This is a genomic window from Luteolibacter ambystomatis (assembly GCF_018137965.1).
Classification (GTDB): Bacteria; Verrucomicrobiota; Verrucomicrobiia; order Verrucomicrobiales; family Akkermansiaceae; genus Luteolibacter; species Luteolibacter ambystomatis.
In genome coordinates this window covers 2,576,648-2,599,284 of sequence record NZ_CP073100.1, presented here as the reverse complement: position 1 = coordinate 2,599,284, position 22,637 = coordinate 2,576,648, and the positions used below count along the sequence as shown (strand labels likewise).

Below are 22,637 nucleotides of genomic sequence, written 5' to 3'. Positions count from 1 at the left end.
CCGTATTCTCTTATACGTGCAGCGCGGTGTCGTCAGCTCGCTCCACGCGCACATACCACTTGCACTTCTAACCGCTGGCGCGAACCTTCCGTTCGTCATGAGCGCAAAGAAATCAGCCAAAGGCAAACGCTACACCCCGGAAGAAAAGCAGCAAATCGTGGACTTCGTCCGCGAAGCAAACAGAGATAAGGGCCGTGGTGGTGTCGCCGCCGCCGTGAAGAAGTTCGCGGTCAGCGCGCTAACGATCAGCTCATGGGTCAAGGCCGAGGGGAGCACCACTCCAAAATCCGGAAAGTCTGCGAAGGCCGGGGTAAGGGAAGGCGATGGCGGGCGTACGAAGCTGCTGGGGCAGCTCTTCTCGCTGGACCAAGAGATCGCAATGAGACGCAAGGAACTGGTGGCGCTGGAAGCGAAGTTTCAGAAGCTCAAGGAGCAGCTCTGAGATAGGCGTAAGCGCTCCATAGAGCCCCCGTTCCCGGACCTACGATAGAGGTGATACATAGGCATGAATGACCTCTATCGTAGATCCCGGTGGCGGGCCGGGTTTGATCCGATCGGATTCCCGCGGCCGCGTGCTGATCGAGCCCACCCAGCGCGAGGCCCTACTCGATGCCTTCGAGCGCGGCGGCCAGTCGGCGATGGCCTTTCGCCGCCAACACGGCTTGAAGTATCCGACTTTCGCCACCTGGGTGCAGAAACGTCGCCGGGATCGGCTGGAACCCGAACCCGTTCAACACTCCTTTGCCGAAGTCGTGGTGGACGCGCCCATGGAGCCTTCGGTCCAGGCAGCCGTCGCCGAGCCCCTGCGCGTCACGCTTGCCGACGGCACCCGCATCGAGGTGGCAAGCCGCAAGCACCTCGCCTGGGTGGCGGAGCTGCTCCGCCACCTTACCTCCACCCGCCCGTGCTGACTCTCTCCGGCAGCCTGCGCGTCTTTCTGGCGCTGGAGCCGTGCGACATGAGGAAGTCCTTCGACAGCCTCCATGCGCTGGTCACCGGCCAGCTCGGCGAGGACCCGCGCAGCGGAGCGGTCTTCGTCTTCTCGAACCGCTCGCGCAACCGCATCAAGCTCCTCCATTGGGATGGCACCGGGTTGTGGGTCCACGCCAAGCGGCTCGAAAAGGGAACCTTCTCGTGGCCGAAGCCGTCGGATGGCCGCGGAGGCCCTTGCCATGCTTACCGACGGTATCGATCTGAAAGGCGCGCGGATGCGTCCGTGGTATGAGCGGGAGTAAATATCCGGCTTGCCGGGGACTACCCCATCCATCGTAGCCTGCGCGCGTCCGATGACGCCCGAGCGCGAACAACAGCTTCTTGAACGGATCTCCGCCCTGGAGCAGGAGAACGCGTTGCCGCGCCAGAAGCTCGACCTGGTGTTGCGCAAACTCTTCGGCAAGAGCAGCGAGGCGCTCGATCCAGCCCAGCTCGAACTCCTGCTCGGTGAACCGCCGGGAAAAGCCCCGGCCTCCCCGACCTTCGGCGACGCACCGGTGGTGGAGGCCAGCGCAGCAAGCGTCGCCCGTCCTGATCGCAAGCCGCGCCGCGAGCGCATCCCCGACCATCTGCCGGTCGTCGAGGAAGTGCTGCTGCCCGAACCGGTCGAAGCCAGCCCCGATGTCTGGCGCAGGATCGGCGAGGAACGCAGCGACCAGCTCGACTACCAGCCGGCCGGATCTTCATCCGCCGCTTGATCCGCCCCACCTACGTCCGTGTCGCCGACCGGGACGCGGCCCCCGTCACCGCCAAGCTCCCACCGCGCCTCCAGGATGGTCTGACGGCCTCGCCGGCGCTCATCGCCCACACCCTCGTCTCGAAATACTGCGATCACCTACCGTCCTACCGTCAGGAACAGATCCTCGCCCGCAGGCAAGGCGTCGCCATCGGGCTCAACACGTTGTGTCGCTGGGCGGAACTCGCCGCCTTCTGGCTCAAGCCGCTCTACCGGCGCATCCATGAAGACCTCCTCGCGGGCGATTACCTGCAGGCCGACGAGACACCGGTCAAATACCTCGCCCCCGGCACCGGCAAAACCGGTCTCGGCTATCTTTGGACCCTGCACCGTCCTGGCGGCGATGTCCTTTACCAATGGCACGCCAGCCGCGGCAGCGCCTGCCTGGACGATCTTCTCGCCGAGTTCCGCGGCATCCTCCAGAGCGACGGGTATCGGGCCTACGACACCTACGCCGCCCGGCATCCGGAGATCACGCAGGCCGCCTGTTGGGCCCACGCCCGGCGCAAGTTCCACGAAGCGTATCAAAGCGGGCAGCCCCTCGCCCCGGGACCGCTCAAGGCCATCGGCGGCCTCTACGCCATCGAAAAGGAACTACGCCAAACCCGGGCAGGCCCCGAGCAACGGGCCGCCATACGTCGGGAGCAAAGCTTCCCGATCCTCGAAGCCCTCCGCCACGATCTGCTGCGGCTGCGTGCCGACGTGTCCGTGTTGCCGAAGAGTCCGCTCGGCCGAGGTATCGACTACACCCTCGCGCTGTGGCCGAAGCTCGAAACCTTCGTCCGCCACGGCCAGATCGAGGCAGATACCAACCTCACCGAAAATGCCATTCGTCCCACGGCGATCGGCAAGAAGAACTGGATGTTCGTCGGAGGTGAGGACACAGGAGAACGTAGCGCCATCCTCTACACGCTCATCGGGAGCGCGAAGCGACACGGCCACGAACCTTATGCCTACCTGCGGGACGTTCTCGAACGCCTGCCCGGGATGAAGGCCTCGGAGATCGACGCCTTGCTCCCGAAGAACTGGCAACCTACGAACGAGGTGCTCGTGCCGATCCAAGTAGCGTCCTGAAAAGCGGCTTCATGCATCCTCGGTCAAGAGAGGCCGCATGGAGCGCTTACCGTTCTTCGATCCGCTGGAATGGGCGGGATACAATCAACCTGCGGCCGCTCCTTATCAAACCGCCGCAAAGAGGTGGTAAAGTAAGCGTAGTCCGAGCCGCCATGCCGTTGCGGTTGCAACGGAGGTTTCGTTGTCGTCATAGGCATAGTGGATATGACGACAACGAACGAAGGATTGGTGAAACAGGACTGTATCGGCAGGATCCGCTTTTCGCGGGAGCAGCGTGACGCGTTGCTTGATGCTTACCAATCCAGTGGATCGAGCGGCCCGCAGTTTTGCGCCTTGCACGGAGTGAAGTATCAGACTTTCGCCACGTGGCTTCAGAAGCGCAAACGCGACGACGGCCGCTATCCGGTCTCCGGCCCCGCTCCTGCCGCGCCGCTGTTCCTCCCGGCTGTGGTGGAGAAGTTCCCGACAGGCATCCCGCCGGTTGGCTCCGTGGGGCTGGAGGTGAGGCTTCCGGGAGGAGCGACGCTTCTCATCCGCGATGAAACGGACGTGTCGTTGGCCGCGCGGGTGATCCAGCGCCTGTCCGGAGGTGCTGCATGTTGAGTTTTTCGGGAAGCCTCAAGGTCTTCGTGGCAGTGGAGCCTTGCGACATGCGCCGCAGCTTCAACGGCCTGCACGATGCTGTGACCACCAAACTTCAGGAAGATCCGAAGAGCGGCGCGATCTTCGCCTTCACCAACAAGCGGCGCTCGCTGCTCAAAATCCTCTACTGGGACGGAAGCGGGCTTTGGATTTTGGCAAAACGGCTTGAACGCGGGACCTTTTCCTGGCCCAAGGGCACGGAGGTCCGCGATGGCAAGCTGCGCCTGAGTTCCACCGCACTGGCCTTCCTGCTTGATGGCATCGACATGCGCGACGGCTGCAAGCGGCCGTGGTATGAGTCCACTTGACGGAAATGTCGCACGGCGGCCCCTTGATCATTTACGGCTCACCTCGTAGTAAATCGCACGACGATGACCCGCGAGCGCGAACAGTTCCTGTTGGACGAGCTCGCCCGCAAGGACCAGCGCATCGCCCTATTGGAGCAGAAGCTTGATGCGCTCGTGCGCCGCGTCTTCGGATCGACCAGCGAATCGCTCGATCCCGCCCAGCTCGAACTCTTGTTGGATCCCGATGCGGCAAAAAAGCGCCCGCCGCCGATGGAACCGAAGGCGTCCCGGCGGCTGAAACACCCGATCACAAGCCGAAAACCACGAAGGCATCCCGCCAACCGCGCATCCCCGAGCACCTTCCCGTCGAGGTGGAAGTTCTCGACCCGCCCGAGGTTACGGCCGATCCCACCGCCTGGCGGCGTATCGGTGAGGAAGTCCGCGAGCAACTCGACTACCGACCCGGTCGCTTCCTGCGCCGCCGCCTCGTCCGGCCCAAGTATGTGCGCGCCGGCGATCCCCTCGCCAAACCCGTCATCGCTCCGCTGCCGCCGTCGTTGCAGGATCGCTGCACTGCCACTCCCGCGCTGATCGCGGAGGTCGTCACCGCCCGCTACGCCCACCATCTGCCCTATTACCGGCAGAGCGAGATCTTCTCCCGTCAGGGCGTGAACCTCCACCGCAAGACCCTCTGCGACTGGTCGCTGCTCGCCTCGGACTGGCTCGCCGCCATCCACCGCGAGATCCGGAGCGAGCACCACGCCAGCCACTACCTCCAGCTCGACGAAACGCCCATCGACTATCTGGAACCCGGCCACGGCAAGACCCGCACCGGCTACCTCTGGACCAGCAACATCCCCGGCGGCAGTGTTCTCTACCACTGGCAGCCGGGTCGCGACCAGAGCGGCATCACCGGCCTGCTCGGCGCGGATACTCCGTTCCCGCGGATCATCCAATGTGACGGCTTTAGCGCCTATCCCTCTTGGGCACGCGGCAAGGAGCACATCACCCTCATGGGGTGCCACGCCCATGTACGTCGCAAGTTTTACGAAGCGAAGGATCAATCGCCCAAGCTCGTCGGATGGATCCTGCGCCAGCTCGGCCACCTCTACCGCATCGAGAAGCACCTGCGGCAGGGCCGCGCCGGTCCGGCTCTGCGCGATGCCATCCGCGCCTCGGAAAGCCGCCCCATCCACCAACAGCTCAAACGGCTCTTCGATCTGCTGGCCAGGCGTCGCTCCATCCTGCCTCAATCCAACCTGGGGAAGGCCATCCGTTACGCCCTCAACCAGTGGGACCACCTTGTCACGTACCTGCGGGACGGGCGCATTGAGATCGACAACAACCTCGTCGAGAATGCCATCCGCCCGACCAAATTGGGCGCGAAGAACTGGCTGTTCATCGGCCGCGAAGCCGCCGGGGACAAGGCGGCCATCCTCTATACTGTCGTGGAGAACTGCCGCCGCCTCGGAATCGATCCAAAGGACTATCTCACCGACGTGCTCACCCGGCTACCCGGGATGCAAAACCACGAGGTTGCGGCCCTGACCCCGTCCAACTGGCTGAAAACCCAACGGACTGTAGCGACCCGTCGCGCCGCGTAAAATTCGTTGTCGTCATAAACCTCTCACTATGACGACAACGAAATCGCCGCTGCAACGCCTACCGGATGGCGCTTGGGACCACGCTTACAGAACAACAGCCGTCGCCAGACACAATAGCTTCGACTCCGCCGAGCGGAAATGACCGTAGCTGACGGATACCCAGGTGCTGGAATCGGACGGGTCCGGATAGGACATCACCCAAACCTCCGCCAGATCGGCGATGCTGAAAAAAACCGACACATCCTGAATGGAGGAGTCCGCCTCCAGCAGGCACTTTTCGACGCGCAACCGCACATCCGGCTTCGCATCAAGCCGAAGCCGTTGGTGCAGAAGCCCTGCGATCTCCGATTGGATCACCCTCGGATCGAAAGGACGCGTCAGCGGCAAATCCAATTCAACGGCCATGCTTGCCTCCCGGGTGCACGGACTTATCCATCTGCTGTTTGAATGCCAGTTTCCGATACAATTCCCTAGTGAGGATGGCTGGTAGAGGGCCTTTCATTTCGTGCCTTTGATTCCGCCTTGTTGGCCTGCCTTAACTTATTGTCAGTTTGTAACGCACGCTACTCCGACAATGCTCAGGAGCCACAGGCACGTTTTGGTCCTGCCGTATCGAACATCCAAGCTGCTAGGGTTTGGCAGCTGGTGAGGAAACAGCAAGGCGCGGCTTTTAGAGGATGGCACAAGCAAGCTTTTGGATGCAGACATGGGTTTGAATCTGCACGGTTTTCAGTTAATCGTGGACGAGGAATATATGGATGAAGGTGAATGTCCGCCGCGCTTTCGAGTGCGAGAATGGGGCAGGTATGCCTGCAAGAGGTGGTTATTCCTGTTTTTCAAGTGTTTTCCATCCGGCTCAAGCTCGTTTGAATCAATTTTTATGGGTTCATGAAAGATCTCTAATCGCTTCGTCAATCACGGCAGCTTTTTTCGATTCGTCCAACGACTCCCAGCGATTCTGTGTTGCCGATGGAATCGGGCTGAGTTGCAAAGGACGAGATTCTCTCCATGAAGCCATTTTATGGGATGAACAAATGGGACATGCTGGCGGAATTCCGACATGAAAAATCTGACCTGTTGGTGAGAGATCACAGACGGGGCCAAAGATTTTTTGTGTAATTTCACCAAGTCGGTTTGGATCTGTGTGGGCGAGGCTTGGGTGTGATTCAACTAATTTCCAAACCTCGTTGAATGCAGGATTTCCGATGGCTTCCAGATAGGATTCTTCCCCGGATTTCGTGCGGAGAACGAACTCGCCATAGCTCATTTCCGGAACTCCTGATGCTTTGAATTCTGTTCCGCACGATGCGCATGTGTATTCATATATGACCGAGCTCATGGTGTTGGGACAATCATTTTTGGAGTAAGTATTTTATTGAAATCAGAAATGACACCGTAGTTTGTCCCGGGTCCCCGGAGGGATGGGAACTTGATGACATTGTAACCCGCTTCAATGGCCCGTATTCCTATGGCTTGTGTTGCGGGAGTGATGTCGCCTCCCGCATACCCCCAAGCTTTGGCGATCGAGGGATCGGTGAGGTCGAGAATGTTGGCTTTGTTCAAATCCAAACTGTAACGGATCGTGTGAGAGCCGCTGGCTCCATGATGAGCAAGCTCGGCCAATGTTGTTGCGGCATCATCCGAAATGACCGCCGTTGATTTTTTAGTCCACCCTGAGTGAGAAGATCCGGGTGCTTGGCTACGTCCGATAACCTTGCTGTTCAAGCTTCCTTTTTCTCCTTGGAGAGGCCGGGTGGAGGAGGTTGCCGCGAGAATGGGTTTCCCAACTCGTCGGAGCGCCAAGCTCCGCAGCCCGGCCGGGCGGAGTTCCCTGCGCGCTCTTCACCGCGAACTCTTCCGGTGTCTGCATCCCGAGGCTCCGGTGTGGACGCACCCTGTTGTATTTCCTCCGCCAGTCGCCGATCACCACGCGGGCTTCGCCCAGCGTGTAAAACAACTCACGGGCCAGACACTCCGCACGGAACTTGTCATGAAAGCTTTCCACGAAGCCGTTCTGCCACGGGCTGCCGGGCTCGATGTAAAGGGTCTTGATCCGCGCTGCAGCCAGCCAGTCCTGAAGGCTCCGCGCCACGAACTCCGGGCCGTTGTCCGAGCGGATGTGGCCGGGAGCGCCATGCCGCGCCACCAGTTCCTCCATCACCTCGCGGACCTTGCCCGAACCGATGTTGCGATCCACATGCAGGGCCAGCAGTTCGCGGGTATGTTCGTCCACCACGCTCAGCACCCGGAAGGCTCCTCCCTTCATCGTCCAATCGTGGATGAAGTCCCACGTCCACACATGGCCGCGATACGAAGCCTTCTGCGGATGACGACCCGTCGATTCGCCACGCCGCTGTTGCTTGGGCTTGCGCGGCGGAACCGTCAGGCACTCGTCGCGACGAAGCTCCCGGACATGACGGTTGCCCAACCGGTGACCCTGCCGCCGCGCCATCGCGGCGATCTTGTCGGCTCCAAGTTCGGGATGCTCCAGGCTCAAGGCCACCACCGCCTGATCCGCCCGCTCCCGGGCAGGGTGCGGACTTCTGGGACGATAGCGGCAGGTGGCGCGGGACAGCGCGAAAAACCGGCACGCCTGCCGCTGGCTGCAGCCCTTCCGGGCCACAGCCTGGCTCGCCAGTTCACGACGCTGACCCGCGCTTACAGCTTTTTTCCAGTGCCTCCTTGAGGATCTTGTTCCCCAGCATCGCATCAGCATACATCTTCTTGAGCTCGGCGTTCTCCTTCTCCAACGCCTTGAGACGCTTCGCGTCCGTCTCGTCCATCTGACCGTATTTCTTGCGCCACCGGTGCAGCGTCTGCACCGAGATCTGCTTCTGTTGGCAGAACTTCTCCTGGCTCAACCCGCTGCCCTCGTGTTCGCGCAGCAAACGGATGATTTCTTCCGGCGTGTGTCTCTTCTGTCTGTTCATTTTGAGGATTCGAGTTCATCAAATCCTCTCACTCGCCTTGGACTACTTTCCTAGGCGGCGGTCAATTCCATTGCGGAGAATATGACCCTGTTGGGATTGGTCAGTCATTTCATTTCAAAGTAAGCCGCTGCTACAATCGCTGGAGGGAGGTAGAGGTGACCGAGCAGGCGAGGAACCAGACACAGGCGTAGCCCAGACTTCCGAAGATGGGTCCCATCCAAGAGCGCTTACGGAACGTCCCGGGAACACGCCCCTTGATCTCCCTTTCTTGCTTCCGACCCGCGGCCACAATCCAGACCAGCAGGGCCGCGAGGCCGATCACGAAGCTGATCCCGAGACCAGTTCCGGCCTTCGGTTGCGTAAGGACGTAGCCGGTGCGGAGAATATCCACTCCCAGCAGACCCAGAGCCCAGAAGCGAGCCTTCGATGCCTCGTCTGTGCGTCCGAGGGCCTTCCAGTTCAACGAATGCAGCCACGGACCGATCGCCAGGCCGAAGAGCAGGGAGAAGACCCCGCAAACCGACGGGTTCCAGATGGCGGGAACCGGGGTGGATGCCGCCAGCGGAAGCTGGGGCGGAACGGGCTGGGGATGAGGAACCGTCAGAGTTTTCTGGCAGGCCGGGCACTCAATCGTGGTCCCATACAGCTCCGGAGTAGCGGAGAGGCTCTGGCCGCAGGACGGACAGCCTGCGGGTCTTCTTGGCGCTGGAGCCATCTGAATGGCGAGAGCTTGAATTCACAATGTTTCACTGTACGAAAGCGCGGTGAACGCTGACTACCACTACGTCCGGGTTTTGTTGCACGAAGCCGATGATGCCAACAGCCAGGTCGAAAAATTTTCCGATGCCATGCGGGCGGTAGGAGCAATCGACGTAATGGAAGGTGGTAACAGCGTTACTACAGCATGATGCCGGGGGACTGGCGATTCCCTGCCCAAGAGTCCGTTGAAGCAACCCACGATAGGGTGAGAGAAATTGCGAGACCATTTTGCCTGTGGTCCTCGATCATCGTCCTAGACTACAACCACACTCACTTCTCGTTGGATCCTATTGATCATCCGGGTCTTTGAAGGACCCTGGTTGGTGGACACCTCTGACGGACCCAAATTTTTCCCCACCTTCATGCTGCCCATCTCCCAAAGCTGAAACCGTATGGGGACGGATTCTGCTTTAGGAGATAGACGGCATGAATGCATGCGCTGCGATTGATGGCTTAAGCTTCCATCGGCTGAGCGTGTGTTGACGTCGCTGCGCATCCCCGTGCCGAGAAGGGTGAACGCTGTAGGGGTAGCGAGAACGTTCCGATGTCAGCGTATTGATAGTCGAGGTTTACCGGGAGCTTTCTCTCTTTGCTCGACATAGCCTCTTATAAGGTCGGCGAAGTTGCTCGCCGCTAGAACTCATCCATCATTTCGGCGGGGGAGCAAGGCTTTCGCCCGGCACCCATTCCGCCGGCACGGTCGCGCGCATATGGTTCGGTTCCCATTTTCCCTCCAGCCATGCCTTGATCCGCCGGGCCATACGGTAGGTGGGGAATTTGAAGCGGGCTAGCCGAGGCAGGAACCACTCGGCGTCCACCTGATCGTTCAATAGCACGAGGGAAACATCCTTCGGCACTTTGAGACCGAGACAGGACAGAAAGCAGAACGTTGTCACCAGCTCCCGCCAATCGAGCAGCACCAGCGCGGTTGGGCGTTCGCGTTTAAACAAGCTTTCCATGATGCCCCATGAGACATCCTGTCGCAAGTACTTGCTCTCCGGCGTATGATAGGCGGGTGAATATGGCAGGCCAGCGGCCTCAAGTTGGGAGCGCACTGCCTCGCGCATGGATTCGATATAGCTCGGAGGGCGATCACAGAGCGGGGTAACAATACGGTGATGGCCGAGTTCTATAAGCCGCTGGTAAGCCTCCGTCAGCAAATGTGAGGATTTGACTGCCACCATCGGAACCTGAAAACCACCAGTCACACCGCCGTGGAAAATAATCTTCACGCCCCGCTTGATCGCCCATTCGGCCAAAGCAGGCCGCCCGAACAAGGCCACCACTAGCTCGCCTGGTTCAGCGCCGATCACGTCGTCCCAGTTGCGGTGCGGGGCGCGAGCATGAAGAAAATCCACAACGCGGTACTCCACATCCCAGTCGGATGCCATTAGCAAGCGATGCAAGGTTTCTAAAACTTTCCGCCCGGACTCCGCGGTTCGCTCCAAGGCCTGATGAGTCAGCAGGATGACGCGGCGGGCCTTGGGCACGTTCCCGGGAGAGGACTTCACGCATCGGTTTTTCACTCGATAGGCCTTCCGCTCGCCACCCGATTCCAAGAGGCCTTCTTCAGCCAGTTCCAGCAGCGCCAGTTGCACCGTAGGTTGGGAAACGCCGAGTTGCACGGCCAGCACGCGGGTGCCAGGCAAACGGTCGGCCCACTTTCCGGTCTCGATCATGTCACGAAGGGCGGCAACCGCGGCCTCGATGGCCCCTACTCGTTTGATGGCGCTCACGTTCGTCACTTTGGCAGTCATCCTATCGAAATCAAGCGATCTGTTGCGCGCAATTGTTGTGGCGCGTGTCTTAAGGCATGCTTGTTGGCTCATGCACTTAGGCCAGTATCCCTGTCCTTCGACCGGTCTATGTCTGGAGCTTCCGCCGAGACCATCTGGCGGTCCCAACCAACGTCGGGGAGATCGAGATGTCTAAGTGCAAGAGAGGGTGGAGGTCGCGTCAGCTGGCCGATTGATGAGCGGGTTGACAATAAAAGCCTTAAGCGGTCTGAAAAATAATTCATGCGGCGATTCTAACCAGCATGTGGCTCGCGTTGAGTGCTCACGCGGTCGGCCGATTCCCAGACTTACTTTGCGTTTCACGCAAGACTCTCCCAAGCATTCCATGCACATCACATCCCCCAAAATATTCCATTTGCCTTTCGATGAAGGATGGGAGCACTTGCAGGCGTATTGCCTGCAACAATGCCGCGACTGACCGCCGTTGATTTTTTAGTCCACCCTGAGTGAGAAGATCCGGGTGCTTGGCTACGTCCGATAACCTTGCTGTTCAAGCTTCCTTTTTCTCCTTGGAGAGGCCGGGTGGAGGAGGTTGCCGCGAGAATGGGTTTCCCAACTCGTCGGAGCGCCAAGCTCCGCAGCCCGGCCGGGCGGAGTTCCCTGCGCGCTCTTCACCGCGAACTCTTCCGGTGTCTGCATCCCGAGGCTCCGGTGTGGACGCACCCTGTTGTATTTCCTCCGCCAGTCGCCGATCACCACGCGGGCTTCGCCCAGCGTGTAAAACAACTCACGGGCCAGACACTCCGCACGGAACTTGTCATGAAAGCTTTCCACGAAGCCGTTCTGCCACGGGCTGCCGGGCTCGATGTAAAGGGTCTTGATCCGCGCTGCAGCCAGCCAGTCCTGAAGGCTCCGCGCCACGAACTCCGGGCCGTTGTCCGAGCGGATGTGGCCGGGAGCGCCATGCCGCGCCACCAGTTCCTCCATCACCTCGCGGACCTTGCCCGAACCGATGTTGCGATCCACATGCAGGGCCAGCAGTTCGCGGGTATGTTCGTCCACCACGCTCAGCACCCGGAAGGCTCCTCCCTTCATCGTCCAATCGTGGATGAAGTCCCACGTCCACACATGGCCGCGATACGAAGCCTTCTGCGGATGACGACCCGTCGATTCGCCACGCCGCTGTTGCTTGGGCTTGCGCGGCGGAACCGTCAGGCACTCGTCGCGACGAAGCTCCCGGACATGACGGTTGCCCAACCGGTGACCCTGCCGCCGCGCCATCGCGGCGATCTTGTCGGCTCCAAGTTCGGGATGCTCCAGGCTCAAGGCCACCACCGCCTGATCCGCCCGCTCCCGGGCAGGGTGCGGACTTCTGGGACGATAGCGGCAGGTGGCGCGGGACAGCGCGAAAAACCGGCACGCCTGCCGCTGGCTGCAGCCCTTCCGGGCCACAGCCTGGCTCGCCAGTTCACGACGCTGACCCGCGCTTACAGCTTTTTTTCCAGTGCCTCCTTGAGGATCTTGTTCCCCAGCATCGCATCAGCATACATCTTCTTGAGCTCGGCGTTCTCCTTCTCCAACGCCTTGAGACGCTTCGCGTCCGTCTCGTCCATCTGACCGTATTTCTTGCGCCACCGGTGCAGCGTCTGCACCGAGATCTGCTTCTGTTGGCAGAACTTCTCCTGGCTCAACCCGCTGCCCTCGTGTTCGCGCAGCAAACGGATGATTTCTTCCGGCGTGTGTCTCTTCTGTCTGTTCATTTTGAGGATTCGAGTTCATCAAATCCTCTCACTCGCCTTGGACTACTTTCCTAGGCGGCGGTCAAACCCACCTCTCCTGGGCGGGCGGGCGCGGTCTTGTGAAGATCACTCCGGAGAACATCGATTCGGCATTCACCGTGACATCCTGCAAACAGGGCAGGGCCGGGCAGAATCAGAGCCTCACGCTGCATTTCAGCCAACCTCTGGCAACCAACCCACCCGCTCCCGCAATCAAGCGCTACGGATACGCCTATCACGAGGACTACGGCTCCCCGAAAACCGATCCCGCTACGGTGGCTCCGGGCAAGATCTCGGTTTCCCAAGATGGCCGGGATCTGACGATCGAGCTGAAACTGACCGCCGGGCAGATCCATGAGATCGACCTTTCCGGGCTCAAGGCCCGCGACGGACAGCCACTGGAAGGGAAGAAACTCTACTACCAGGCCGCGAAGGTCCTGTGACTTGGACCGTCAAAATTAGAGTTCCCGTTCATGGTATCCTGCGCCCACCATTCGTCGAGAAACGCAGATGATGGAGGGCAGGCATTGAACACCTCATCTGAGGTTCAGTTCTTCGGGGTTCGCTGCAGCAGAGCGTTGCGGTTTAAGACCGTTATTATCTCGATCCGCGAGATTCGTAGCCGTCGGCAGTGGTCGGCTCCCTCGGATCGCAAGTTGAAAACTTGCGATCCACCTCGTCAACCCATCCCCTCACGTTTATTTCGCCGCTTCCCCCGCCATCTTTTGGCCGCTTTCCGGGAGTGTGCGGAGCCAAGCGGCGAATCCATCCGGGTCGGTCGATTTATAGCGTTTGGCGGTTTCCCCGAGGAGTTGGTTGGATGTATACATCTCGGGCAGATCGGCCTCTCCTGATGCGGGGAATTTCATCTGCCGAGGGAGCTCTCGTGCTACGCGCTGGATTTCCTCCGAGGTGCTCAAGGCCACTTCCGCAAACTCCATGAAAGAGAACCCGCGATTGTTCTTTTCCATACCCTGGTTATAGGTCATGAGATGGGCTAGCAGCACTGGATCCTGGCGTGCGATGATACACATGATGCTGTCTACGGTGCTCGGTCTACTCTGGTTATCTCCGAGCAGATTTTTCTGCAATATCTCCCGGCCAAAATCATCGGGAGATCGAGCCGCCCACGTTAGTAAGATTTCCTGCTGGGCCTCTCGGTCTTGCTGCTCTTTGGCCCACGCGATCGCCGCTTGAGGATCACGCTCGGCCCACTCCTGTGCCAGCAGAGCCCGGACTTCTTCACCGTCGTAAGGATGATCGGTACTGGCAGCCTTTAACGCGTCCAGCAATTCGGCGGTGGAAAGACGGGTCAGCGACTTCGCAAGTTGCAGCTCGTCCTTTGGCGAGCGGGCTGCGCGCTTGATCATTTCATCCACAGATCCGAGAGCTCCCATCTTTTCTTCGGTGAACCGCTGCTTCTGTCGAACGACCACCCGCTCGGCGGGCGGAGATCCCGATGTCGCTGGAGCCTTTAAATGGCGATCGAAGAGGTGATGGATCCCAGTCACCATGGCGTAAGCCAATGCGCCGGCGAGAAGTCCACTGCAAAGCGCTGAAAAATATCTCATGTGGTAGGAAGAGTAAAATGTGCCAAGATTCACTGCCTGCCGAACGATGCCTCCACCTTCTTCCGCATGTCCTCGGGCAGGGAGGGGGCCAAGGTTTCCAACGCCCGCTGTATGTCCCCCTGTTTCCCTGTTTCCGTCCATCGGGTAGGGACTGGAGGATTTTGTCGGTCATTTCTCCTCGCCGGGTCTCATCGCTGATCAACGCGGTCCAGCGGAGGGCATCCCGATGGTTTTCGGGCGAGTAACCGGCTTGATCGGCGGTCGGCAGCATCAGGTTGGCGAAGCCCGCGATTTGATCTTCCCGATCCTGTCCAGTGAGATACTTCGCCAGCGCCGCCGGATCCGCACCGTTACTCCTTCTGCCATCGGATCGCGAGGTGAATTCAATTTTCGTCAAGGAACGAAGGGTGTTCTGGATGATTGCCTGCACCTGCTCAGGTGGGTATGCCTCAGCCAGCCCGTTGAGCGTCGCCGAGGTATCCGAGTTCAGCAGCGTCCAAAGCAGATCTTGTGAATGTGGCAGCCGCGAAACATCGGCAGCCATCGAACTCTCTTGTCCTTTCAATCCGAAGCACCCTTCGGACAACAAGCTCGCAATCGTCGTATGCACGAAATCCGGATCATTCTGCACCCTCAATTGATCGAATAGATTCCGGAAGGTCGATCGCTGCTCGTCCTCGCCCTTTCCCAACTCCCATGTGCCCTCGACTCCGCACTTGATGGCGGCTTCCAACAGGTCGTCTCCTTGGATTTGGCGAGCCCATGCCACAAATCCGTCCGGAGATTTTGCGGCGTGGAGCTTGGCCACATCGCCCACCATGCTAGAAAGTGAACCTTCCAGCAGGGGGTCTTCTTGGTTTCGTAAGAGCCATTGCTCCGCATCATCAAAGTGATTGTCGAGCCACACTGGATAGGCCCGGGCGAGCAGCATATTCGAGTCCAGCGGACCAATGTTCAGGTCCTTGGTGGCGGTGGCACAGGCTCGCATGGCTCCTGGCCCATCGATAGCCGCCCATGCTTTTGTGAGCGGGATCAGCAGTCTAAGGGCGATGGCATCGGAGCCACGGGTGTCCGCCTCGGTGAAAAGGGTGGCCAATTGTCCCGGGTCAAGTTGGGTGAGGTAAGCCTCCAGCCGGGTGCGGGTCCGTTCGGTATCCGGTTCCTTAAGGATCAGTTTCACCTGTTCCAGTAGCTCCTTGCCGGTGTTCGCCGGGACGGGGAGGCTGAAGGGGGCAAGCTTTTCGAGTGCCGCTCGTTCGCTGTCGTTGCCACGACTGCTGTGATCTCCAGGGTTGCTTGCACTCCGTTCTGAGGCGTTGGACGACAGCAATGGTGCCGCGGCAATGAGACTGCCTGCGACGGCACCTGCGAGGATGAATTTGGTGGAGGTAGTCATGATGCTTGAGATCTGGGACAGCACTCCACCTTTCGATGTGAGCGCATGGTTGGAAATGGCCCCGGCCAGCAAGGGGGGGACGGAGGCGTGGGCTTTGCCCTCCAGCAGCAGCAGGGCGATCAGAGACGTCTGAGTGAGCGGACTCTTCAGGGTGCCCGCCAGATGAGCGCGCAGTTTTTCCACTGCGCGCTCCACCTGCTTCTGCGCCGTGCCGGCTGAGATGCCCAATGCCTCTCCCACCTTCTGGAAGCTGGAATTTTGGAAATAGCGCAATAGCACCGCCTCTCGCTCGCGGGGCTTCAAGAGCAACAAGGCTGCATCCAACAGCGGGGCCAGGATCTCGGTCAGGTGCGGGGCCGGCATAGGGGCTTCTTCGTTCATGTGATGAGCGGTCGATTCACGATTCCTGCGGCGGATCTCGGAACGTGCTACATCCCGGGAGAGCCACACCGCCTGCTGGTGAAGCCATACTGGCAGGTTCAGATTTACCGGCAGGTAGGGCGCTTTTTTCGCTAGCCGGAGGAAGACGGACTGAGTCACGTCATCTGCCAGATGCGGATACGCCCGCAACGTCCGTAGCGCCGTCCCCCTTACCAGCCCGACGTAATTCTCCACCAGTCGGCGGAATGCGGCTTCATCCCGTTGACGGGCGTAGGCAGTGAAATCCGGATCGTTGAATTTGAGCTCGGGAGAGGTCATGGAGGTTGGGAAGAAATCATCCCATTTCCCATATTCGGCCTCGGGTTCCGGAATACGACAAAAAGCCCGTACTTTTTTTCGGAGTTGCGGTCGCGGGATCTGCCTTACCCCTATCCGCGTCATTTCGCTTCTTCGAAAGTGGAGTTTCTGCTTCCAAGGCGCTCAGTAGAGTTCCCGGATCCCGCCCTACGACGAATCGATGGTTCGAAACCCGGACTTAACGCCAGAGCCGCGAATGGACCACGGAGGTGCTGGGACTGAAGGTGAGAGAGCGCGCATTTGGCAAGGACATGGCAATGGTCGACCGTCTGGACGGAAGGCGCTCAACAAGCCGAAGAGAGCCTGCTTCAACTGCATTGAGATAGCTTCTAGGGAAGGGTGCTGACAGATCCGTACTCTCAAGAGGTACAGACTTTTTGGGGGGAGATTTACGCAAAAAAATGTCGGCCCGACAGTTTCTGCGGCGAATTGCTTATGAAGCCCCGTCATAGACCGATGTCGCCCCCCCCTTCTCCGATTGATCCGGATTTTACAGCCTATGCCCGCAGCCGGGACGAGGCGGCATTCCGTCGTATGGTGGATGCTCATCTGCCAATGGTGCGGGCCTTCCAGGTCACGCCGAACTGGCGGCCGAGCTCGGCGTAGGTCTGCTTGATGCTCATCCCCCGCACTCCAGCCTCCGGGAAGCGGTGGAGGAACATGCGGCGTGCGATTTCATTCCGTGCCTTCGGCGTCGCCCAGGCGCTGGCGTGGACGCGGGCCATCGTGTTGTCATGGTTCGGCGTAATGCCGTAGGCGTAGAAGCGCAGGCCATCCTCCCCCAACCAGAACAGCGGGCAGTTGCACTGCGCGGCGGCCTACTACCATCACCCCAGAGACCAAGCCGCCTATGACGCGCCTGTCATCGAACGCCTCATCCGGCTCCATCACATCCACCCCGGCCGTCCCATGCAAAACGGCTACGTCGAACGCTTCAACCGCAGCTTTCGCCACGAAGTGCTTGATGCCCACGTCTTCGGCTCGTTGAGCGAAGTGCGGGAGTACGTCCACCACTGGCTCATCAGCTACAACGAGGAACGCCCACACAAATCCCTCGGCGACATCCCGCCAGCCCTCTTCCTTCAACAACAAACCAACCCCAAAACCGCCCCGCAACTCTCATTTTGAAATGTTCAGTTTGACGGGAAGCTTACATCTGGAAGAGAGGCTTGGGAAAAGGATGGAGGAGCTTTCGCGCCGGCATCCGTGCTACGGATACCGGCGGATCACCGCCAAGCTCCCGCCGCGCCTACAGGATGTGATGGAGCTTCACGGCCTCCGCTTCGCACCAGGCTTCAAGCTTCGCGGAGATGAATTCGGGTCCGTTGTCGGCCCGGATCTGGCGGGGCGGGCCCCGGTTGATCTTGAGGCGTTCAAGGACGCGGATGACCCGCTCGGCAGGCAACGAGGTGCCGACCTCGATGGCCAGCGCCTCGCGCACGCCTTCGTCGAAGACGTTGAGCGTGCGGAACCGTTTGCCGTGCCAAAGCGTGTCGTGCATGAAGTCCATGGACCACAACTCGTCGGGCCGGGCCGGAGCTTCGAGTGGCTGCCGGACACGGGCCGGGAGGCGCTTCTTGGCGCGCCGCGGCACGGCGAGATTCCCCGGGAAAGTAGCGGGTCCGGAATTTGTCGGGATCATTGGCCCAAATGGGCTATGAGTAGGCAGAAGATTTGTAACTTGCTTAAAAACGATGAAAAATTGAAGGTTCGAGTCCTTACGAGACTGCCAGTTGTGGAGCCCTTTTGAGGTAAAACCTTATATTTCTATCCACACTGCCGGGCACATGCGTCCGCGTGGCGGTGTTGACATTGTTTTGAGAACCGGTTCTACCTTGGCTGAACCGTGTTACGCTTTGGGTCATGACCGCCGAAGGATCGCTCCCTCCTTCAACCGGGTTTGGAAGAGAGTTGGAAGAGGTGAAGGCCGTCTCTCCCGACCATGCGGAATTGGTCAGGTTGCACGCGTTCAACCGATGCTGGGAGGACTGTCGGGTTTCCTTTCGGGCCTACCTTTCCAGTTTCGTTCCGGACCCCACGCTGGTAGAGGATTGTCTTCAGGAGCTGGCCATCGTGGCCTGGCAGAAGAGTCCGCTGGACCGGGGGCACCAGGATTTCCTGGCATACGGATTGGCTTGTGCCTGGCGCATCGGGCAGGCGGCGATCCGCAGGAACAAGATCGGGCGCATGCAGTTGCTCGCGCCGGATGTGATGGCCGCATTGGCGGATACGGTCCGCGGAAGAGAGCAGGCATCCGAGCCCGCTGGCGGGCGCCTTGCCGCGCTGCGCTCGTGTCTCGCTTCCTTGGATGACAAACAACGGCAGCTTCTCGAAGCCCGTTATTCGGGGGATGAAGGCGCGGTGCTCAAGGACGAAGCCAGACGGCTTGGTCGTTCTCCGGACAGTTTGTACAAGCAGCTTGAGCGGTTGCGGATCGCGCTTCGGGACTGCATCTCGAAACGAATCCACCACATGGAATGAACGCCTCTCCCCACTACGAACCGGATGTGGAACTCGTCGGCCTCGTTGCACGGCTGAGGGACCGGCAGCTTGATGCGGAGGGAAAGCGGCGGTTGGAGGAGCGGCTGCGCGATGAACCGCAGGCACGGGAATATTGTGCCGATTGCCTGCTCTTCGATGCCGACATGCGGGAGGTATTGCAACCGCAGTCACGGCTGGAATGGTCCGAGACCCGGAAAGTCATCCTCGGGAAGGACGAGGACTGGGAGGTCCAGCGGAACCAGTCCGTCCGCTATGGCCGGAAGAGATTGGAAGGTCCGGCCGGCCCGGTGCGGTGGCGTTGGTGGTGGCTGGTTCTGATCGTGGCTGTGGTCGGTCTGGCTGGCCTGCTGCCATGGCTCCGGCATCGTGCGCCCGTGGCGGCACCGGTGGCGGCCATCTCTCCGCTGGAACTGCAGAACTCCGGTTTCGAAGCCACCGATCTGACCTTTGCCGCGGATGGAGTGAACAGCGCGCTGGTGGATTGGCAGGATTATTTCACCACCTCCGGTGCGAGCCTGGCTGAGATCGGCAGGGTGTCGGAAGGGAGAATTTTTTCGAAGTCGGGCCGGAATGTGGCCCGGTTGCGGGACTACGCCTACCTGACGCAGCGGCTGCGGCGGAAGGACGGGAGTGCCTTGCTGGCGCGGCCGGGCTTGACGGTCGTCGTCCGCGGCTGGGCTTATGTAGCGGGTGGACCGCCACCGTATGGGCTGAAGGGAGCCTTGCGGTTCGTGGCGACCAGCAAGCCGGGGATGATCCAGTATGAGGTCGCACGCGACCAGATCGTTCTGGAGAAAGGCGGGTGGCAGGTCTTCCGTCTGAAAATGACACTGCCGGAGGATCTGGTCGTCGCCTACAGCGATATCGATCCCGGTTTGCCGTCACCACCGAAGCTCGATGTGAACGGTCGCGAACTTACCTTGTCACTCGACAGCCGTTGTATCGGAGGAGAGTTGCTGCTGGATGCGCTGGAGATCGGGGAAGAGTCCGAAGGTCCGGCCAAGGACAGGTGATGATCCGCATGTGCGCCGCGTGAAGTGGCGGCCCCGTGGTGGTGATCACGGAGGCGTGTGAAGTTTCTGAAGAAAAATGTCAGAAGCGGGAGGGTGGGGACATTCCCCAGCGAAGGTCGCCCTCCCGGTGGGATCTTCATCGCATTGCAAGACCCCACTCCCATGAACATCCCCCTTCACTGCATCATCGCCGCCGGATTGGCCGCCCAGGCCCACGCCGCGGTGATCCTCACCGACAACTTCACCGCCGCCGGCACGACCAATGGCTCGATCGTCAACTGGACCGAAACCGGCGCGAACCTCTTCGGAGGCATCGGCACCGAGGCTGCCGCCAAACATCCCGGTGGTACCGGGAGCGGCATCTGGGCTTATTTCCAGACCAATGAAACCAGTGCCGCGGGCATGTACCGATCCACGCTCACGTCCGGGCTGGCAGGTGACACGATCACGCTCACCTTCGATTTCGGCGGGAATACGAACTCCGACCTCTACACCGGTACCTTCACGGTATCGTTGTGGGATGGCGATCCCACGGTGGGTGGCAGCACGCAGCTCGCCAGCCTGACCCCTGTCAATCCGGCCTCGGGTGCCGTCTCTCCGATCACACTCCAGACGACCCTCGTCTCGAATACGGCGGGCAGCATCTACGTGCGGTTTAATGCGGGCGTCACTTCTCCCGGCAGCGGCTTCGACCAACCCATCATCGACAACGTGGTGGTCACGTTGGTGCCGGAACCTTCCGCCTGCCTTTTCGGTGCGCTCGGCCTTTCCGTGCTGCTGCGCCGCCGCCGCTGATTTCCCGGGTGCGCATGCAATTGGAAGGACTCCCGCGTTTGCGCGGGAGTCCACCCGATCATCGACCCGCCAAACCCTTCTTGCATTACTTTCATGAAACCCAATCTTTCGTTCCACATCATTGGCGTGCTCCTGTTGGGACCGTTCGCCGCACATCTGACAGCAGCCCAGATTTACTCGGAAAACTTCGATACCCCGGCCGCTTCCAGTGGGGCGACCGCAGCGGCCCTGTCTGAACAAAACGCCCGCCTTCTGTCGGGCCCGCTCTTTGGCGGTGCCGGTGTGGAGACCGGTGTCAGTGGCAGCCGCGCGTTGTTTTTCCAGACTGGAAATGGCGGCAATGATTCCACCGTCGCCCTCAGCCTGTTCGCCCCCGCGGCCACAGGCACACGTTATACGGTGACACTGGACTACTTTGCGAAGGGGGGCACTGCTTCCTACACGGAAGTGCTGAATGCGAAGCTCTACCACAGCACCGCCACACTGGCTGCATTCAATCCCGCCACCGCCACGCAGATCGGCACGACGGCCAGCGTCACCACCGGCACCACCAACCAACTCGCGCAGTCGTTCACCTTTGATCTCTCTGCGGCCGCCTCCGGGAATCTCTATCTCGTGCTGGACGCGCAGAGTAGTGCCAGTGCCTTCCAGCAGCCGATCATCGACAACGTCATCGTCACCACCGCGGCTCTCAATGACATCGATGGTGACGGGCTGGATGACCAATGGGAAACCGCCCATGGCCTGGATCCGAATGACAACGGCTCCATCAACCCGGACAATGGCGCGAGTGGGAATCCTGATGGAGACGGCCTTTCCAATCTCCAGGAATTCCAACGGGGGACCGATCCACGCGATGCGGACTCCGACAATGACGGCCTCGCCGATGAGGTGGAGACCAACACGCACGTTTTTGTCGGCGCGACGGATACCGGCTCCGATCCCCTGGATGCGGATTCCGACGATGACGGTCTGTCGGATGGCGCGGAGATCACCGCCGGAACCAATCTCTTCCTGGCGGATACCGATGGCGATGGATTGAGCGACGGAGCGGAAATCACCGGCGGCACCAATCCGCTCAACGCGGACTCGGATGGAGATGGCCTCACCGATTCCTATGAAACCGCCCATGGCCTGGACCCGAATGACAACGGCACCGGCAATCCCTTCAATGGACCGAATGGAAATCCGGATGGGGATTCCTTCACCAATCTCCAGGAGTTCCAACAGGGGACCAATCCCACGACATTCACTTTCCCGAGGATCTTCTTCGAAGACTTCCAGACTCCGGCCACCAGCAGCGGCCCCAATGCCGCCGCACTGGCGGAGCAGAACTCCCGTCTTCTGAGCGGAACGTTGTTCGGTGGTGGTGGTGTGGAGGCTTCACCCGGAGGCAACGGCGACCGGCATCTCTTTTTCCAGACCGGCAACGGTGGAAACGGTGCCGCCATTGTCATGGCCTTCGGAGTCGAGGCCGTGCCGGACTCTCCGTACACCGTGGTCCTCGATTATCTTGCGAGGCCCGGCCAGGCCTTCACGGGGACTCTGACCGCCTCGGTGTATCTCAGCGCCGATCCACTTGCTTCCTTCAATCCTGCTACGGCGACCATGGTAGGAAGTTCCTTCAATGTCGTCACGGGAACCAGCGAGCACTTGAAGCAGGGCTTCGCGGTGACCACGGGTCCCACGGCGGCGGGCAGTCTGTATCTGGTCCTGAATGCCGCCAACCCCTCGGCGACCTTCCAGCAGGCGGTCGTGGACAATGTCGCCCTCTTCGGAAAGCTGCCGGTGGATTTCAGAATCACCGCCGTGCAATCAAATGGCACGGACTTCCATCTCACGTTCAAGGGCGAACCACAGACCGCCTACACCATCACCGGATCGCAGGACCTGGCGGATGGCTTCCCCTTCACCGTCACTCCGGTCGCCACACCGGAAACCATCGGCACCCTGGATGGAACGACTATCACCACGGATGGCAATGGGGTGGGGCACGTGGATTTCCCCACCGGGGGCTATCGTTTTTTCCGCGTGGAAGCGGTGCAGTAACCGTCCCCAGGGGATGATCCACGCCGCTTGGAGA

The 22,637-nt window shown here is 60.3% G+C and carries 26 protein-coding genes and 2 pseudogenes; 15 read left to right on the top strand and 13 right to left on the bottom strand.

Annotated features, from left to right (window positions below):
* Window positions 1–97 precede the first annotated feature (97 nt).
* The 8 genes from KBB96_RS09950 to tnpC (KBB96_RS09915) all read left to right on the top strand — a co-directional run bounded on the left by KBB96_RS09950 (window position 98) and on the right by tnpC (KBB96_RS09915) (window position 5,336).
* Window positions 98–442 (top strand): hypothetical protein, encoded by a 345-nt coding sequence (locus KBB96_RS09950; protein ID WP_211634545.1) that lies wholly within the window; start codon window positions 98–100, stop codon window positions 440–442.
* A gap of 67 nt (window positions 443–509) precedes the next feature.
* Window positions 510–911 (top strand): IS66 family insertion sequence element accessory protein TnpA, encoded by a 402-nt coding sequence (tnpA, locus tag KBB96_RS09945; RefSeq protein WP_211634544.1) that lies wholly within the window; start codon window positions 510–512, stop codon window positions 909–911.
* Entirely contained in the window at window positions 905–1,225 is a 321-nt protein-coding gene (tnpB, locus tag KBB96_RS09940; protein ID WP_211634543.1) for an IS66 family insertion sequence element accessory protein TnpB, read from the top strand. The genes tnpA (KBB96_RS09945) and tnpB (KBB96_RS09940) overlap by 7 nt, the downstream gene beginning before the upstream one ends.
* Before the next feature lie 61 nt (window positions 1,226–1,286).
* A complete protein-coding gene (locus tag KBB96_RS09935; protein ID WP_211634542.1) occupies window positions 1,287–1,691 on the top strand; it encodes a transposase in 405 nt (134 codons plus the stop codon).
* Entirely contained in the window at window positions 1,688–2,803 is a 1,116-nt protein-coding gene (tnpC, locus tag KBB96_RS09930; RefSeq protein ID WP_211634541.1) for an IS66 family transposase, read from the top strand. Before KBB96_RS09935 ends, tnpC (KBB96_RS09930) begins: the two co-directional genes overlap by 4 nt.
* A gap of 228 nt (window positions 2,804–3,031) precedes the next feature.
* Window positions 3,032–3,406, top strand: a complete 375-nt coding sequence (tnpA, locus tag KBB96_RS09925) for an IS66 family insertion sequence element accessory protein TnpA (protein ID WP_211634330.1) — start codon at window positions 3,032–3,034, stop codon at window positions 3,404–3,406.
* Window positions 3,400–3,753 carry an IS66 family insertion sequence element accessory protein TnpB gene (tnpB, locus tag KBB96_RS09920; RefSeq protein ID WP_211634331.1) on the top strand — a complete coding sequence of 118 codons (354 nt, stop codon included), beginning with the start codon at window positions 3,400–3,402 and terminating at the stop codon, window positions 3,751–3,753. The genes tnpA (KBB96_RS09925) and tnpB (KBB96_RS09920) overlap by 7 nt, the downstream gene beginning before the upstream one ends.
* Window positions 3,754–4,103: 350 nt before the next feature.
* Window positions 4,104–5,336, top strand: a complete 1,233-nt coding sequence (gene tnpC / locus KBB96_RS09915; RefSeq protein WP_226373682.1) for an IS66 family transposase — start codon at window positions 4,104–4,106, stop codon at window positions 5,334–5,336.
* Between the two features lie 84 nt (window positions 5,337–5,420).
* Here the strand turns inward: tnpC (KBB96_RS09915) and KBB96_RS09910 are convergent, their stop codons facing one another.
* The 6 genes from KBB96_RS09910 to KBB96_RS09885 all read right to left on the bottom strand — a co-directional run bounded on the left by KBB96_RS09910 (window position 5,421) and on the right by KBB96_RS09885 (window position 8,981).
* Window positions 5,421–5,741 (bottom strand): hypothetical protein, encoded by a 321-nt coding sequence (locus tag KBB96_RS09910; protein WP_211634540.1) that lies wholly within the window; start codon window positions 5,739–5,741, stop codon window positions 5,421–5,423.
* A 481-nt stretch (window positions 5,742–6,222) separates the two neighbouring features.
* Window positions 6,223–6,675, bottom strand: a complete 453-nt coding sequence (locus tag KBB96_RS09905) for a hypothetical protein (protein WP_211634539.1) — start codon at window positions 6,673–6,675, stop codon at window positions 6,223–6,225.
* Window positions 6,672–7,061 (bottom strand): RES family NAD+ phosphorylase, encoded by a 390-nt coding sequence (locus KBB96_RS09900; protein WP_211634538.1) that lies wholly within the window; start codon window positions 7,059–7,061, stop codon window positions 6,672–6,674. The genes KBB96_RS09905 and KBB96_RS09900 overlap by 4 nt, the downstream gene beginning before the upstream one ends.
* Complete coding sequence (locus KBB96_RS09895; RefSeq protein ID WP_211634532.1) at window positions 7,036–7,959, bottom strand: IS3 family transposase; 924 nt, start codon at window positions 7,957–7,959, stop codon at window positions 7,036–7,038. The genes KBB96_RS09900 and KBB96_RS09895 overlap by 26 nt, the downstream gene beginning before the upstream one ends.
* 16 nt (window positions 7,960–7,975) lie before the next feature.
* On the bottom strand, window positions 7,976–8,266 hold the full coding sequence (gene tnpA / locus KBB96_RS09890; protein ID WP_211634536.1) for an IS66 family insertion sequence element accessory protein TnpA: 291 nt from the start codon (window positions 8,264–8,266) through the stop codon (window positions 7,976–7,978).
* 130 nt (window positions 8,267–8,396) lie between these two features.
* Window positions 8,397–8,981, bottom strand: coding sequence for a hypothetical protein (locus tag KBB96_RS09885; RefSeq protein ID WP_211634535.1), 585 nt, complete (start codon window positions 8,979–8,981; stop codon window positions 8,397–8,399).
* Window positions 8,982–9,030: 49 nt separating this feature from the next.
* On the opposite strand from KBB96_RS09885, the gene KBB96_RS09880 reads away from it, so the two are divergent.
* Entirely contained in the window at window positions 9,031–9,174 is a 144-nt protein-coding gene (locus KBB96_RS09880) for a hypothetical protein (RefSeq protein ID WP_211634534.1), read from the top strand.
* 498 nt (window positions 9,175–9,672) lie between these two features.
* On the opposite strand, the gene KBB96_RS09875 is transcribed toward KBB96_RS09880, so the two are convergent.
* The 3 genes from KBB96_RS09875 to tnpA (KBB96_RS09865) all read right to left on the bottom strand — a co-directional run bounded on the left by KBB96_RS09875 (window position 9,673) and on the right by tnpA (KBB96_RS09865) (window position 12,521).
* Entirely contained in the window at window positions 9,673–10,854 is a 1,182-nt protein-coding gene (locus KBB96_RS09875) for a substrate-binding domain-containing protein (RefSeq protein WP_211634533.1), read from the bottom strand.
* Window positions 10,855–11,289: 435 nt separating this feature from the next.
* Window positions 11,290–12,228, bottom strand: coding sequence for an IS3 family transposase (locus KBB96_RS09870; RefSeq protein ID WP_226373705.1), 939 nt, complete (start codon window positions 12,226–12,228; stop codon window positions 11,290–11,292).
* A 20-nt stretch (window positions 12,229–12,248) separates the two neighbouring features.
* Entirely contained in the window at window positions 12,249–12,521 is a 273-nt protein-coding gene (gene tnpA / locus KBB96_RS09865) for an IS66 family insertion sequence element accessory protein TnpA (RefSeq protein WP_211634531.1), read from the bottom strand.
* 137 nt (window positions 12,522–12,658) lie between these two features.
* Here tnpA (KBB96_RS09865) and KBB96_RS09860 point away from each other — a divergent pair, with 137 nt between their 5' ends.
* On the top strand, window positions 12,659–12,982 hold the full coding sequence (locus KBB96_RS09860) for a hypothetical protein (protein ID WP_211634530.1): 324 nt from the start codon (window positions 12,659–12,661) through the stop codon (window positions 12,980–12,982).
* A 255-nt stretch (window positions 12,983–13,237) separates the two neighbouring features.
* On the opposite strand, the gene KBB96_RS09855 is transcribed toward KBB96_RS09860, so the two are convergent.
* The 3 genes from KBB96_RS09855 to KBB96_RS09845 all read right to left on the bottom strand — a co-directional run bounded on the left by KBB96_RS09855 (window position 13,238) and on the right by KBB96_RS09845 (window position 16,969).
* Window positions 13,238–13,909 carry a hypothetical protein gene (locus KBB96_RS09855; protein WP_211634529.1) on the bottom strand — a complete coding sequence of 224 codons (672 nt, stop codon included), beginning with the start codon at window positions 13,907–13,909 and terminating at the stop codon, window positions 13,238–13,240.
* 1 nt (window position 13,910) lies between these two features.
* The gene (locus KBB96_RS09850; RefSeq protein WP_211634528.1) at window positions 13,911–16,205 is read right to left on the bottom strand and encodes an RNA polymerase sigma factor; all 2,295 of its coding nucleotides are present in this window, start codon (window positions 16,203–16,205) and stop codon (window positions 13,911–13,913) included.
* Window positions 16,206–16,789: 584 nt separating this feature from the next.
* On the bottom strand, window positions 16,790–16,969 hold the full coding sequence (locus tag KBB96_RS09845) for a CRISPR-associated endonuclease Cas1 (RefSeq protein ID WP_211634527.1): 180 nt from the start codon (window positions 16,967–16,969) through the stop codon (window positions 16,790–16,792).
* Between the two features lie 163 nt (window positions 16,970–17,132).
* Here KBB96_RS09845 and KBB96_RS09840 point away from each other — a divergent pair.
* Window positions 17,133–17,372, top strand: a pseudogene (locus tag KBB96_RS09840) (integrase core domain-containing protein); the annotation flags it as partial.
* Window positions 17,373–17,499: 127 nt separating this feature from the next.
* On the opposite strand, the pseudogene KBB96_RS09835 reads toward KBB96_RS09840, so the two are convergent.
* Window positions 17,500–17,844, bottom strand: a pseudogene (locus tag KBB96_RS09835) (DDE-type integrase/transposase/recombinase); the annotation flags it as partial.
* A gap of 263 nt (window positions 17,845–18,107) precedes the next feature.
* Here KBB96_RS09835 and KBB96_RS09830 point away from each other — a divergent pair.
* The 4 genes from KBB96_RS09830 (at window position 18,108) to KBB96_RS09815 (ending at window position 22,603) form a co-directional block, all read left to right on the top strand.
* On the top strand, window positions 18,108–18,725 hold the full coding sequence (locus tag KBB96_RS09830; protein ID WP_211634524.1) for a hypothetical protein: 618 nt from the start codon (window positions 18,108–18,110) through the stop codon (window positions 18,723–18,725).
* A complete protein-coding gene (locus KBB96_RS09825; RefSeq protein ID WP_211634523.1) occupies window positions 18,722–19,759 on the top strand; it encodes a hypothetical protein in 1,038 nt (345 codons plus the stop codon). Before KBB96_RS09830 ends, KBB96_RS09825 begins: the two co-directional genes overlap by 4 nt.
* Window positions 19,760–19,921: 162 nt before the next feature.
* On the top strand, window positions 19,922–20,554 hold the full coding sequence (locus KBB96_RS09820; RefSeq protein WP_211634522.1) for a hypothetical protein: 633 nt from the start codon (window positions 19,922–19,924) through the stop codon (window positions 20,552–20,554).
* A 93-nt stretch (window positions 20,555–20,647) separates the two neighbouring features.
* Window positions 20,648–22,603 (top strand): hypothetical protein, encoded by a 1,956-nt coding sequence (locus KBB96_RS09815; RefSeq protein ID WP_211634521.1) that lies wholly within the window; start codon window positions 20,648–20,650, stop codon window positions 22,601–22,603.
* Window positions 22,604–22,637: the final 34 nt, after the last annotated feature.